This is a genomic window from Chitinibacter fontanus (assembly GCF_013423785.1).
In the GTDB taxonomy this organism is placed as follows: domain Bacteria; phylum Pseudomonadota; class Gammaproteobacteria; order Burkholderiales; family Chitinibacteraceae; genus Chitinibacter; species Chitinibacter fontanus.
The window spans coordinates 3,455,648-3,470,861 of record NZ_CP058952.1 but is presented as its reverse complement, the minus strand read 5'-3'; the positions used below and the strand labels follow the sequence as shown (position 1 = coordinate 3,470,861).

Sequence of the window (15,214 nt, the reverse complement as noted above, 5' to 3'; positions counted from 1 at the left end):
CAGGGTTTCGATATCGACCAGCGCAATCAGCCGCTGCTCAATGGTCGCTATACCGATGAGATAGCGAATATCGATAGCCCCCCTAGTTCTGGCGGCGGTTTAATGTGTTCAGGTATTACGCTCATTACATCGGATACAGCATCAACAACAATACCGATCAGACGCTCTTTGATACCTAGAATAATCACAACAGTTGTCGCCGTGTACTGGACATTTGCCAATCCAAATTGGATGCGCAAATCGACGATCGGCACAATGCTGCCGCGTAAATTAATAACGCCCTTGATGTGCTGCGGTAAGTTTGCCAGTGTAGTTACTGCTTCATAACCACGGATTTCTTGCACTTTGATAATGTCTAGTGCGTATTCTTGCTCGCCTAGGCTAAAAGTGAGTAAACCGTTGTGGCAAGCTGACTCCAGCGCGGTGCTGTTTTTGATGTCATGTTCCATACTCACCTCAAGCTTAGCGAACTGCGGGCCAAAAAAATGTGCAAACGCACATAAAAAGTCTAGACAATCCTGCGCAATATTCAACTTGATGTCAGATAAAAATTTAATCTACGTCATTTTCAAATAATAAATCTAGCAAGAAGCCCATTAAAAACCCGCTTTTTTGTTAAGCAGCTGTTTGGCGCACTTAAGAAAAGTGGCCTATCTTGAGTTGGTGTCTTTAGTCAATTTCAAGAAATAGGCTCATCACTATGCGTCGTTCCGTGGGGACAAGTCCAAGCTCGCAAGGCTGTTCAAATATATTTGAACGCCTGCAGCTGCACGCCGACGGAATGGTATATCGCTATCTGAATGATCCTGAATTAACTCTGGTTTACTGCAGTGCAGTATGCCGAGAATTAACGGGGTTCAATGCGGACGACTTGATTGGACGCTCATATCGATCCCTTAGATTTGGCGGATCAGCGGCTGAAAATCCCGAATTAGCCCTTTGCGAAATCAAGCCATCTCAGGAATATGTCCAACGCTATTTGCTTAAAGCAGAGGATGGAACTGTGGTGGAGGTGGTGGATTACGCCTATGGGGTATTTGATGCATCAGATAGATTAGTTGCCATCGAGGGGATACTTCTGGCTAGTGATGCAGCGATCGCCCCGCTACCCAACAGGCAAACTAGCACTACAGATCATGTGGCAATTATTAGGGTCGATTTGGATGGTCGTATTTTGGCTTGCGATGAAATTTTATTACATACCCTGGGGTACTATTCTAATGAAATCATTAATAGTAAATGGATTGAGCTATATACACCAACATGCCAAATCAATATTGAATCACACTTAGCTGACCCCACCCACTGTGCATCACAACCCCTGGTGCAATATTTAGTATCGCGAAACGGCAAGACTATTGCCGTGCAACAAAGCATTGAGCCCTTCCAAGAAAATGACACCTTTGGCTTTGTCATCAAAATATTGCTACCAGCTGCAATGGTATGGGCTGATGTCGATATTCATCAGCATCGCTTAGCGATGCTGATTGCAGCAATTAACTTACCCTGCGTGCTCAATACGCCTAATCAACGTATCACACATCTTAATGCCGCATTTACCGAGGCGTTTGGTTATACCGCAAGCGATATTCCAGACTTGCCGCATTGGTGGGAGCAGGCCTATCCAGATTTAAGTTATCGTGATTGGGTAACCAAAGAGTGGTTGTTGCATATTGAACACGCAAGCCAAACTGGCTCCGTATTTGAGCCTTTGCAGGTTCGGGTTCGCTGCAAGTCTGGGCAAGTAAAATCCGTCTCTGCGAGCGCAACGCCACTCGATGATGATTGGGGTGGAATACTATTAGTCACACTCACCGATTTAAGTGCGCATGAAATTCAGCAGCAGGAAAGATTGGAGCGCGAACTTCGCTACCACACCTTATTTGATAGCGCCAACATTTCACTATGGAATGAAGATTTAAGTGCCCTAATGCGCCGCTTAGAGCAGTTGCGTGAATCTGGTGTGAACGATTTGGCTGCGTATTTCGATAGCAATCCCGGTAGCTTATTTGAATTTATCGAGCTATTTAAAGTTGTCGACGTGAATCGAGCCACCGAACGGTTGTTTGGCGCCCCAAAGGCCGTATTACTGGCAGGAATTGGCCAGTTGTTCGGTCCCGGTGCATTAGATGTCTTACGGGCTGAATTACTCAGTTTTTGGGAGCGCAAGCCACACTTTAGCGCAGAAGTAAATCTGCTGACCGTGGATCGACGCCCAATACGTGCCATCGTTTCATTTCAAATTCCTCGCACCATTGAAGCCGCATCAACTGTGCCGGTGAGCATTCAAGATTTAAGTGTTACACAGGCTCTGCAGAATGAGCTGGCCTTACGTGGTGAAATACTCGAAAACATTCAACAGGGCGTGTATTTAATCCGTGCTTTAGACGGCGTTATTGTCTACATCAATCCAACCTTGACGGCGATTTTTGCTTGTGATGAGCAGTATCTACTGGGGAAACACTTTAGTGTGTTATGCGAGCCGGGTATGGCTTGCGAGGCTAGCACCGCTGAGATGGCGGCCAGCTTAAAAGCGACTGGGCACTGGAATGGTGAGCTACTTTGTCAGCGCAGTAACACGGGCGTATTCTGGGCGCACGTTACCATATCCAGCTTTAATGATGCGCAACATGGTTTGGTGTGGGTTTCTGTGCTGCGTGATATCGATGCCGAATATCAAACACTACGCGCATTGGCGGTTAGTAATCGACAGTTACTCGCAATTGCAAAAATCCAAGGCGACTTCATTGAGAATCAAAATGAGCGGGTGGCATTCGATACCGTTCTAGATCAAATTTGCCAAATTACCGAGAGTGCCTTTGGTTTTGCTGCAGAAGTGCTTCTGCATGCAGATGGCTCGCCGTATTTGCGCATCAATGCGCTAAGCGCACTAGGCGCTGACGCATCATTTTACGATCGATACGCTGTTTATCGTGAGCAGGGCCTTGAACTCCACCAGTTAGACCATGTACTGGGTATTCCACTGGTAAATAATGAGGTGTTAATTTGCAATCAGGTCGCAGCAAGCCAGTTTAGTGAACAAATATTGGCCGAGCACCCAAATCTTGAGCGTTTTATGGTCGTGCCTGTTTTGCAAGGTGGCCAAAGCATCGGCATGATCGGCGTGGCTAATCGCGCAAGTGATTATGATCAGGGACTCATTCAAAGCTTGCAGCCAATTTTATTGACATATAGTCAGTTAATCATGGCTCAGCGCAGCAAACGCGACTTCCGCAAGGCCAGCGAAGCCTTACGAGAGCGAGATCAGCTTTGGAAAACAGCCATTGAAGGTGCTGGGCATGGAGTGTGGGATTGGGATATTGAGCAAAATAAAATCAGCTTCACTGAAACGTGGGCGAATTTGCTTGGATATCACTTAGCTGAACTCAGTGATGATCCACAACTTTGGCAAGAGCGCATTCATGATGATGATCGCAAGCATTCAAATGATGTTTTACAGCGCCACTTAAACGGTGACTCCAGCCACTTTAGTGCAGAACATCGTATGCGGTGCAAAGATGGCAGTTACAAATGGCTGCTTGGCCGAGGAACCGTTTTACACCGCGCAGAGGATGGCGCGCCATTACGTATGATTGGTACCGATACAGATATCAGTCAGCGCAAATCAGCGGAAGAAGCCCTGCTGGCGAATCGAGCGCAACTGGCTGGTATGATTGACAGTGCGATGGATGCGATTGTCACTACCGATTCTAATTTTAATATCATCTTGTTTAATCGCGCGGCCGAACAAATGTTTGGCTACCCTGCTTATAAGATGCTGGGGTGCCCGATTGAGGCCCTTATTCCCACCCGACAAGCCGTTGCGCACCGCGGGCTGATGCACCAATTTGCCAATAAAGGCGACCACACTCGAAAAATGACCGGTCGATCAGTGCGGCAAGTTATGGGTTTACGCTCAGATGGCACTGAGTTTCCAGTCGAAGTGTCAATTTCTTTTTCTGAAAACTATGGAAACCCAATCTATACCGCGATGGTGCGCGATATCACCGATCGCAAAGAGTACGAAGAAAATATGCTGCAACTGACTGCTACCTTGGAGGAGCGGGTCAAACAAAGAACGCAAGAGCTGGAAACCGCTCGCTTGCAGGCGGAGTCTGCCAATCGCGCAAAAAGTGCATTCGTTGCAAATATGAGCCACGAAATCCGTACGCCGCTCAATAGCGTGTTGGGCATGGCTCATTTGGCACAGCAAACCGAGTTAAACGCGAAACAGCGTGATTATTTGGAAAAAATCAGTAGTTCGGGTAATCATTTGCTCGGCCTCATCAATGATATCTTGGATTTTTCTAAAATTGAGGCGGGTAAACTTGAATTGGATTTATCCGATTTTTCGCTCAATTGCTTGCTCAATGAAATTAAAGATATTGTTGAACCCAAAGCGTTAGAAAAAGATTTGAGCTTTGAGGTGTCACTGTCATCAGAAGTGCCGCGCAATATACACGGTGATGCTCTGCGCATAAAACAGGTATTGCTCAACCTACTAACGAATGCAGTCAAATTCACTGAGCACGGCAAAGTTCAGCTACTCGTGACTCAAGGTAAAACGGCTAAAGATGAGCATCTCACCTATTTTTGTGTTCGCGATACTGGGATCGGTATTTCCCCCGGAGCGCAAACACGGCTGTTTCAATCTTTTCAGCAAGCGGATAACTCAACAACCCGCAAATATGGTGGTAGTGGTTTAGGTTTGGCGATTAGCCGTCAATTGGTTAACTTAATGGGTGGGGAATTACAGCTCAATAGCCAGCTTCATCATGGCAGTGAGTTTAGCTTTGCAATTGCCTTGCCTGTTGCCGATGCTGCGCTGGAGCCTGTACAGCCTAAGCAAGACCATCCACTCGACTACGCCTCTTTACTAACAGGTAAGTCCGTATTGCTGGTCGATGACCACCCATTTAACCAACAAGTCGGAGAAGAGTTTTTACGCGAGGTAGGCATCGAGGTGGTAATTGCCAACGATGGACGGCAAGCTATTGATCTGGTTAAAAAACAATCATTTGATGCGGTGTTAATGGACGTGCAAATGCCTGAAATGGATGGTTTCACTGCTTGCCAGATTCTCCGCTCTTTTCCTGAATATGATGGATTGCCGATTCTGGCAATGACAGCCAATGTATCAAGCGAAAATCGTCAGCGTTGTCTTGATGCGGGCATGAATGATTTTATCGGCAAGCCAATTCAAGCTGAGCGTTTATATCACGCCCTAGCGTATTGGCTTGGATGCATTGACGCAGAAGGGGCGCAGATCGATACCCCCACTCTCAATGAGATGGACAATCATTTGATCGATTTGCAAGTCCTGGAAAGTATGCTCGGTGGCAATATCGATCGGCAGCGAAAATACCTCGCCAAATTCGCAGCCGCGATGCAAGAAGGTTTACAGCATATTTCGCAGCTATGGCAGAACAATGCTAGTCAAAAGATACCGGCCGAATGCCATCGGCTTAAATCGATTGCACGTACCGTCGGCGCAACTAAACTGGGCGATTTACTGGAGTCGCTCGATACGCACCACACACCGATTGATTCCCAAGTGGCTAGCCACACCATCGCCTCTTTGCAAATATTGTTTGAGAACACTCAAAAATACCTGCATGAGCAGGGTTTATTGGACTCCGACCAGACCAATCAGATGTTGCAACCAATTACCACCGGTTTGGACCCAAATTTGCGCATCATGCTTATTGATGACGATGAATTTACGCTGGAATTGCTCTCGCAACATCTTAGCGATCTATCACTGGTACATGTCACACGATGCCTGGATGGTCATGCAGCACTGGCACAACTAGAGCAGTTACAACAGCCAGATTGGATTTTGTGTGATTTGCAAATGCCCGACATGGATGGTGTTGCTTTCCTGAGGTTGCTCGGTCAAAAAAATTATCGAGGTCAAGTTGCAATTTTATCGGGCATGGATAGCACTGTACTTAAAGCAACCGAAAAGCTAGGTAAATCATTCCAATTAAATATACATGGCGCATTGAGTAAGCCAGTAAAAAAGGCAGACTTGGCGCGCCTACTGACCGAAGATAAATTAAATACCGAGCAATTAAGTGCTGCTAGCTTGCAAATTGATACTGCCATTTTGGATTTGGTCGAACTGCAGCGAGGGTTGGCCGAAAATGCAGTTGAATTGTATTACCAGCCCAAGGTGAGGACTTCCGATCATCGTGTGGTTGGGGCCGAGTGTTTGGCGCGTTGGCGCCATCCAACACGAGGCTTGCTCAATCCGAGCTTGTTTGTGCCAGCGATTGAACAGCTTGGCCTAATTGATGACCTGACTTTTACGGTTTTGCGGCAGGCGGTACAACAGCTAAAGCAATGGCAAGACAGTGGTGAATCGATCAAGCTATCAGTCAATGTCTCAATGGATAATTTGCATCGACTGGAGTTACCAGAGCTTTTTGCCGAGGTATTAGAGCAAAACGGCATTGCCGCAGAATCAATTACTTTGGAAATTACCGAGACGCAATTGTCACACGATTATGTATTAAGTCTTGATATTTTGACTCGCTTGCGCATTAAAGGTTTTGGTTTATCGATTGATGATTTCGGTACAGGTTTTTCAACCATGGAACACTTGCTGCAGACGCCTTTTACTGAGTTAAAAATTGACCAGGCCTTTGTGCGTGGCGCAAGTGCTAATCAATCAGCCCAAACCATACTTGAGCATAGTGTGATGCTGGGAACCAAATTTAAATTGAATTTGGTTGCCGAGGGGGTTGAAACACAGGAAGATTGGGATTTGGTTGTGTCAGCCGGGTGTCATGAAGTGCAAGGTTATTTAATCGCTAAGCCAATGCCAGCAGATGAATTTATTGCATGGAAACAAGTGTGGGAACAGCAAAATTAATTGCAGCATTTTTTAGGATCTAATCGTATGAGCAACGAAGAAAAACCACTGGTATTAATTGTTGACGATGATTTATTTATGCTCGATTTTTTGCATGATGCATTATTTGATACGTGCAAGATCATTACGGCAGAGTCTGGGCGATTAGGTTTGGAGCAGGCCCAACTTCATCACCCGAAACTGATTATCGCCGATGTCCAGATGCCAGAAATGGATGGTTATGAATTATGTCGCCAATTAAAAGAAGACTTTGATCTGGCGGAAATTCCCGTTTTGTTTTTATCAGCACTGGATCGTATTGAGGATCGTCTGCAGGGGTTTGAGGTTGGTGGTGAGGACTATATGGCCAAACCGATCAACCCGCGAGTACTTGAGGCTAAAGTAGCCAACGTGCTGCGTTTAGTCGAGGAGCGGCAACAATTAAAAAGCCAAAGTCAATACGCCACCAATACCGCCATGCTGGCAATGACAAGCATGAGTGAAACCGGCGTGCTGCTTGAGGGGCTTAAGAAATTCAATTTTTGTAAAACTGCGCGGGAGCTGGCCGATGCCATCGTGCATGGTCAGGCTATGTTTGAGGTTGATTGCATTGTTGAGTTGTTGCTACCGAATGGCGAAAGTATTTTGGTAGGCAAGCATGGCCCTGCAAGTGAGCTGGAAGCTTCAATTGTGCGGCATATGGCGTCTATGGATCGCATTACTCAGTTTAAAACCCGTATGTCGATTAGTTACCCGCATGTGCGTACCTTAATTAGCAATATGCCGATTGATGATCCTGAGCGCTGCGGGCGTTTGCGTGATCATTTGGCTATGATGATCGAAGCTGCCGAAGTACGGCTGGAGGCCATTATTACCTCAAGCCAATCGCAGAATCGAGGCACTGCGATTGAAGAAACCATCAAGGCGTTGACAACAACAATGGCAAATATTGATGACCTACAGCGCACAGGCCGAGCTTCTGCATCGATCATTTTAACTAATGTAATGATGCGGGTAGAAGAAGCTTTAGTTGGTTTGCAGCTGACTGAGCGCCAAGAGGCATCGTTGATGTCGATTATTCATGATGGGCTGGAGGATGTATCAAGTGCATTGCTAGCGGAAGCCCATTTTCAGGATCAGCTCAGCACCGCAATTCATGATCTGAAAAAAGCTATTGATTCGGTTTAACACTCTCGGGGTTGCGATTAGTTAATCGCGACCCTTTGCCGTATTTTTACGCAAGATCCTGCATCAAATTGCGGATCGCCCGATCAGTTAATGAGCCTTCCAGTGCTAGTCTTGTCATGCGGCCTGAACGTATGACCTCTTCGACTTCTGCTTTTAGGAAGGCTAGACCTTTAGTGTCTCTATTGGTAAATAGGTAGCGAGTTTGTTGAGGGCTGACCCAAGACAATCTCAGGCGCACAACCCTGCTCTCATCATCAAGCCACTCAACCCATTCCCCTTTTTCTGGCAGGATCGAAGTTGGCGCAGCCTCTTGCTGCTCTTCTTCTTGATCAAAATGATAATCGAGCTCCAATTCTTCATTGATGTCGGGAGCGCTTTGCTGCATTTCTGGGTGAGTTTGCTCCAGTATTAATGGTGCAGCTTCAGGCGTAGTATTGAGGGGGGGCGCAGGTTTGATACCGTTGCGGATTGCTGCTGCATGGCACTGTACAAGTTCGGAGAAAAATATTTGCGAATCAGCCTTACTAATTGAAATGCTGTTCAAACCATCTTCGATAGTTTTGAGCATATTAGGTAGCATATTTACCATTTTAAAGCGCTCGTCAGCGCTAGTTTTCGGTTGAATGCTCCACAGCAAATCATCCATGGCTTGAACGCGCCGAATGAATTCGGGCTCGTTTTCTCCTTGCAAGCCATACGCGCGTGTCAATGCAGGCTGCCATTGCCCTTTTAAGAATGTGGTGATCGTTGCCGGGATTGCTTGATATGCCGTTAGGCGTTGCAAAATAAAATGCTCCGCTGTTACGTGCGCAAGTTCTTCTAGCTCTCGCGTTGCAAGTTCATCGACTTCCTCAGCTAACACCGCTGCCGCTTGCTCTTCGTATTGAATATTGAGCTGTCTTAATTGCTCCAGTGCAGTAATAAATACATTGATGTCTCTATCGTATTGTTTCAGAACATCATTTACGATCAGCGCCAAGGCTTCATATCTTGGTGTACCAAGATCTAGAGCTTCATTCTCAATTGACGTGTTGGCTAGCTCGTCAAGAAATTGCCGAGCAGGATGGTTTTTCTTAGAGAAAAACTCTGCATCCAGCATGCCAACTTTTAATACCGGTATTTGTAGCCGGCCAATCAAACTTTTCATCGATGGGGATAATCGAGCATCCTCAAAGATGTGATCAAACAGCATTGCAACTAGCTCTAGTGTCATTGCATCAAGCTGAGGCAGTTGTTTCGCCCAGCCTGTATCGCGCAACATACCTAGTAGGTTGTGCGTAAGCGGTTGCCCTGCTTCATCGGACAGCGCGGCTGACGGTGGCGCTTTTCGCTGCAGCAAATCCAAAAAAGGCAACCAACCGTTCGATGAGTATTCCTCATCTGCTTGAACGTCTGGTGCTTGAGATTGCGATAGCTTTGCAAAATGATTGGCTAAATCACTAGCTCTTGTGGAAACCCCAGCTTGAGTTTTGTCTGTGGCGATGTGCTCGTTATTGCTTGCGGCTGAAGAGTTGTTGCTACCTTTTACTGTGCGGGCATTTCGCTGCAAAGGCTGCACATTTTGAGTAATCAGATACTGATTGACTTGATGATAGACTTTGGCAACCTGACTGGAGAGTTCACGTTCAAATGTCTGCATTGCGACCAGCCGTGCATCAACACCCGTTTCCAGTTGCTTGCAGGCTTGCAAAAATGCCTCACAAATTGCTTCTGGGGACATTGGATTGAGTTCTGCTTCATCGTCTTGTGCAGACAACAGGCGAGCAAAACGCATTTCAAGTTGATTTAATTCTTCCCCGCCTTTGCTTTTAATACTGTTAACAACTCGATCCGTGGTAAGACTTTCTTCGTACTCATCATTCGCAACCAGGCTCAATTGATCGGGATCAGCGTTTACATAATAAAATTTTTGGTCTGAGTCGGTTTTCAGGCTTTTCTCAAAAGCAGCATTCAGATATGCGCGGAAATTCTGGCCTAACAAGTCACGTTTATTGTGCGTCTCGATTCTGGCCGCAAAATAATCATTACGCAGTTTGCTGTCGAAAGATTTATCAGCTAGCTCGAAATAGGTTTCTTCCAGCTTGGTAAAGAATTGTTCAAGCGATTCGGTGAGCATCTTAACGGCCAAATCCCTGCAAGCGGCTAGGGTGGGGTCGAGCCTAACCCTAGCGCTGGGCTTGTGTGTGTTTTCACTGGGGAGTGCGTGTGTCATGACATCACCTACTTTGGGTACTATTGCCATATATTAGCAAATAATAATATACAAAGCTTGACCGTTAGTCACTGATTAGCGTCGGCGAACAGCTATTTCGCGCAATGAATGCCAAATCTACTAGGTTTTAATCCTAGTAGAGAATTTGCGCGGCAAGAACTAGAGTGCAAATACATCCTTCTCAAAGGTTAATGTCATGAGTAATTTGCAGCATTTGTCAAAGCTGGTTGCTTGGTTGGAGCAACATGGCTTAAGTAATAGCCAACAGATCGCTGAAATGTACTTCGGTGATATGCCGATAGATGAGTGGCAGGAGCGTCCAATTGAAGATTGGGGAGGCGCATTATTAGCCCATTGGCGTTTTGGCCAGTGCCGTCCCGAGGGTGAAGCATTACTCAGAATCTACAATCCGAGCCAAGCAGAGCACGGTTGGCAATGCGCACATACGGTGATAGAAATCGTGCATGAGGATATGCCATTTCTAGTGGACTCGGTAGGTATGGCGCTTAACGCATTGAAGTACAATGCTTTGGCGGTAATACATCCTGTAATACCTCTATCAAGAGATGCCAATGGTACCGTTAGCCAGTTGCAAGTCGGTGCTACCAAAGAATCGTGGATGCACTTTGAGCTCAATCGGATTAGTGACCCCGCGCTTTTGACTACCTTGCAGCAACAAATTGAACAAGCATTAAGCGCGATTGCAGCGTCGGTGGCAGATTGGAGCAAAATGCTCGGCGGAGTTGAGCAGACTTTGCAAGAGTTGCGATCGGGGGAATTAGCCGACTCAACTTCGAATGTCAAAGAAGCTGCGGCTTATTTAGAATGGCTGTTAGATGGGCATTTCGTATTTCTTGGGCTCAGGAAGTACAAATTCGTTGCGGGCGAGCTGCTATTGCAAGCTGGCAGTGGCCTTGGGGTATTGCGAGATCATGGTGGAAGTGATGTGGTGTCGCGCATTTGGTCTAGCCTGAGTCAAGAGCAACGTGACATCGCCTACGCGAATAATCGCGTGGTCATGCTAACCAAATCCGATCGACGCTCGATTATTCACCGCCCTGCTTATCTAGATACAATTTTAGTAAGGACGCTGGATCAAACAGGGCAATTGCTTGGGGAGACTAGAATCGTAGGCCTGTACTCCGCCAGCGCTTACTCTACCCCGCCGCGGCAAATTCCAATTCTGCGACAAAAAATCGAGCATGTTGTTCAAAATAGTGGGGCTGACCTATCTGGCTATCGCGGGAAAGCCCTGCTTAATACGTTAGAAACTTATCCACGAGATGAATTAATCGAAATCGAGGTTCCTGAGCTAACCCGAATCGCCTTGGGCATTGTTTCATTGCATGAGCGATCGAGAGTTCGTGTCTTTTTCCGTGACGACATATACCAACGATATGTATCTGTAATGGTTTTCGTGCCGCGGGATAACTACAGTACCGAAGTCCGCATCAAAATCGAAACGCTGCTGCTTGAGAAATTGGCTGGCACCAGTGCTGAATATACCGTGCTGCTTGGTGAGGCTCCGCTAGCACGTCTTCACTACCTAATTCGTCGCCCGGTTGGTGTACGTGGTGCTTATGATGCCAGTTTGATAGAGCAAGAGATTGCCAATTTGGCTCAACGCTGGACCGATGGCCTCAAAAGAGAATTAATTCATATTCACGGAGAGGAAAAAGGCGCGCGGCTATATCAAAAATATCAAAGTGGCTTTAGTGCGGCATATTGTGCGGATTTTTCGCCGCGTATCGCGGTGCATGATATTGATGCGTTGGAACAAAGCCAGCGTGAACACTTTGCGGTCTCGCTCAGTGCTGCCAATTCATTGGATCCCACTATATGGCGTTTCAAATTATATCGCCAGCATGCAATTGAATTATCTGACTGCCTGCCTTTGCTGGAAAATTTAGGCCTAAGGGTTCTGGATGAGCGCCCCTATCCCGTTGTGACTTCAGATCACGAGCCCCTATCAATCATGGATATCGGTATTCGTCTGCCCCCCGGGGCATCGCTTGAATCGCCAACAGAGCGACAACGAATGATGGATAGTTTTATTGCACTCTTTAATGGCCAGGCAGAGAACGATAGCTTCAATCGCCTTACATTGCTCGCCGGCTTGGCTTGGCGTGAAGTATTGATCCTGCGTGCCTACGCACGGTTTTTAAAGCAGGTTGCTTTCAAGTATGGTGTTGAAACGATTGCGGACTGCCTTTTGAAATATCCAAGCTATAGCAAGCAATTAGTTAATGCGTTTTCTATGCTGCATCACCCCGATGAATCGCAGGAAGGGGTTGCCGAGATCGTCCTCGAAGAGATCGAGCAAGCGGCAAAAGTACTGCCCAATATTGATGAAGAACGAATATTGACTGGCTTTGTGCAATCAGTCCGCGCTACTTTGCGCACAAATTTTTTTCAGCAGCATGCGGGTCTAAGCAAACCCTATCTGGCGCTTAAAATTGCCTCGCCCCAACTGAGTTTCATGCCGCAGCCAGTACCTATGTGTGAAATATTCGTATATTCACCTCAGCTTGAAGGGGTGCATTTGCGTGGGGGTAAAGTCGCTCGCGGTGGTCTGCGTTGGTCTGATCGGCGCGAGGATTTTCGCACCGAAGTGCTGGGGCTGGTAAAAGCGCAAATGGTTAAAAACACGGTCATTGTACCTGTTGGGTCTAAAGGTGGCTTTATTGTTAAAAACCCTCCTTTGGATAGAGATGCTTTGCTGGCGGCAGGCACGCGCTGTTATCAAACATTTATTGGTGGGCTATTGGATCTCACAGATAATTTACGTGATGGGCAAATTATCCCTCCAACTAATGTACGGCGTCGTGATGGTGATGATCCATATCTGGTCGTGGCTGCAGACAAAGGCACAGCCACGTTTTCAGATATAGCCAATCAAATTGCTCAGGAATATGGTTTTTGGCTAGATGATGCATTTGCAAGCGGCGGTTCAGTGGGTTATGACCACAAGAAAATGGGTATAACTGCTCGCGGGGCATGGGTTTCTGTGGAGCGTTCGTTCCGGGAGCTTGGCTTGGATACCCGCAAAGAGCCATTCAGCGTGGTCGGTATTGGAGATATGTCGGGCGATGTATTTGGCAATGGTCTGTTGCGATCACCTTGCGCAAAACTGGTTGCGGCATTCGATCATCGCCATATTTTTATCGATCCTGCGCCTGACTTAGCCATTAGCTTTGCTGAACGTAATCGCTTATTTGTCCTGCCTCGTTCATCATGGGCCGACTACAACCCAGCACTCATTTCTAAAGGTGGTGGCGTATGGCCACGAAGCGCAAAAACAATTGCTTTATCGACTGAAATAAAAGGCATGCTTGGGGTCGAGGCTGATCAGCTAGAGCCGAGTGTACTGATCCAGGCAATTTTGAAAGCTCCGGTTGATTTGCTGTACAACGGAGGAATTGGCACCTATGTAAAAGCTAGCTCACAAAGTCATGCTGAGGCTAATGATCGCGGCAATGATGCTGTCCGTATTGATGGTCGAGATTTGCGCTGTCGCGTGGTGGCCGAAGGTGGCAATTTGGGGTTTACCCAGCTCGGTCGAGTGGAATACGCAGCGCAAGGTGGGCGAATTTACACGGATGCAATTGATAACTCTGCCGGTGTGGATTGCTCTGATCATGAGGTGAATATCAAGATTTTGCTTGGAAAATTAATTGCCTCTGGTGATTTAACCCTCAAACAGCGCAATGAAATTCTGGTGAGTATGACGGAAGATGTTGGCTTACAAGTTTTACGAGACAATGAGCTGCAGACTCTGGCGATTTCACTTGAGCATCAGCAGGCGCACTCTTTATTGAGTGTTCACACTCGACTGATGTCGCACCTAGAAAAGGCTGGAAAATTATCTCGTCGTATTGAATATTTGCCAGATGATAGTGCTTTAGCTGAGCGTCAGGCGGCAGGCTTGGGCTTGTATCGTCCTGAGTTAGCTGTTCTGCTGGCCTATGCCAAAATCGTATTGAATCAGGATCTACTAGCTGAATCGCTGATCGACAATCCACACTGGGATGGCGTGCTCGTCGAATACTTTCCAAGTTTGCTCAGCGCACGCTTTCCCACTGCAATTGCATCACACCCCCTGCGGCGTGAAATCATTGCAACGATTCTTACTAATCACATCGTTAATCGATTTGGGCTTAGTGCCGTTTATCGTTTGCAAGAGGAAACCGAATGCAGTGCCAGTTGTGTAGTTGAGGCGTTCTACATCGCTGAACAGTTATTAAATTCAGAGTCACTAGCGCAGGAGGTTGAGGCCTTGGATGCACGGGCACCAGCTGAGGTGCAAATTGAGTTATTGCTGCAAATTCGTCGCTACACCGAGCGTGTGGCGCGCTGGCTGTTGATGCATCCGCTCAATGCGGCCGAGAGCGATCACTTGCACACCAGTGCAGCATTAACGCTGCCACTTGCGCCTGAGTGGTTGGCGGCTAGCCCGCGTCACCAAGAACAAAAATCTCTACTGCTCAATGTGGGTGTTCCTGCTGATTTGGCAATGAAAGTATTACTGCTGCAAGAGATTCAACCACTACTGGAAATGGCTCGCTATGGTAACGACACTGGTCAATTGGCCGATCGCTTGAAGCTGCACTTAGCCTTGGCCGAGCAGCTACAACTAACTTGGCTGCATGGTGCCATCGAGCAATTGCCGAGAGCTAATCGCTGGCAAACTTTGGCGCGGATGGCTGTGCGGGATGACTTGGCTGCATTTCAAACTTTGCTAACGCAACAAGTATGGCAGCAAGGACAAAATGAGCAGTGCCTACAGGTTTGGCTAGATAGCAATCGACTGACAATTGAGCGTATTTTGGCAATGTTCGCAGAATTACGTAGCTGTACGCCCGATCTGGCCATGATTTCAGCCGCTGTTCGCGAGCTAAGGCAACGCTTATGCGCAGCTTGAGCTGGAAATTGCTCACAAAAACAGGCATTAGGCTGAT

Annotated in this window: 5 protein-coding genes; 3 read left to right on the top strand and 2 right to left on the bottom strand. The window is 47.0% G+C overall.

The features are described 5' to 3' along the window. Positions 1-47: 47 nt before the first annotated feature. Positions 48-449, bottom strand: a complete 402-nt coding sequence (locus HZU75_RS16440; RefSeq protein ID WP_228028113.1) for a chemotaxis protein CheW — start codon at positions 447-449, stop codon at positions 48-50. Between the two features lie 251 nt (positions 450-700). Between HZU75_RS16440 and HZU75_RS16435 the strand changes: the two genes are divergently transcribed. Both HZU75_RS16435 and HZU75_RS16430 read left to right on the top strand, forming a co-directional pair. Then, the gene (locus HZU75_RS16435) at positions 701-6,877 is read left to right on the top strand and encodes an EAL domain-containing protein (RefSeq protein WP_180307053.1); all 6,177 of its coding nucleotides are present in this window, start codon (positions 701-703) and stop codon (positions 6,875-6,877) included. 27 nt (positions 6,878-6,904) lie between these two features. Further along, positions 6,905-8,044 (top strand): response regulator, encoded by a 1,140-nt coding sequence (locus HZU75_RS16430; RefSeq protein WP_180307052.1) that lies wholly within the window; start codon positions 6,905-6,907, stop codon positions 8,042-8,044. Positions 8,045-8,090: 46 nt separating this feature from the next. On the opposite strand, the gene HZU75_RS16425 is transcribed toward HZU75_RS16430, so the two are convergent. Then, positions 8,091-10,256 carry a DUF1631 family protein gene (locus HZU75_RS16425; protein ID WP_180307051.1) on the bottom strand — a complete coding sequence of 722 codons (2,166 nt, stop codon included), beginning with the start codon at positions 10,254-10,256 and terminating at the stop codon, positions 8,091-8,093. Between the two features lie 196 nt (positions 10,257-10,452). Here HZU75_RS16425 and HZU75_RS16420 point away from each other — a divergent pair, with 196 nt between their 5' ends. Beyond that, positions 10,453-15,177 carry an NAD-glutamate dehydrogenase gene (locus HZU75_RS16420; RefSeq protein WP_180307050.1) on the top strand — a complete coding sequence of 1,575 codons (4,725 nt, stop codon included), beginning with the start codon at positions 10,453-10,455 and terminating at the stop codon, positions 15,175-15,177. The last annotated feature ends 37 nt before the right edge of the window (positions 15,178-15,214 follow it).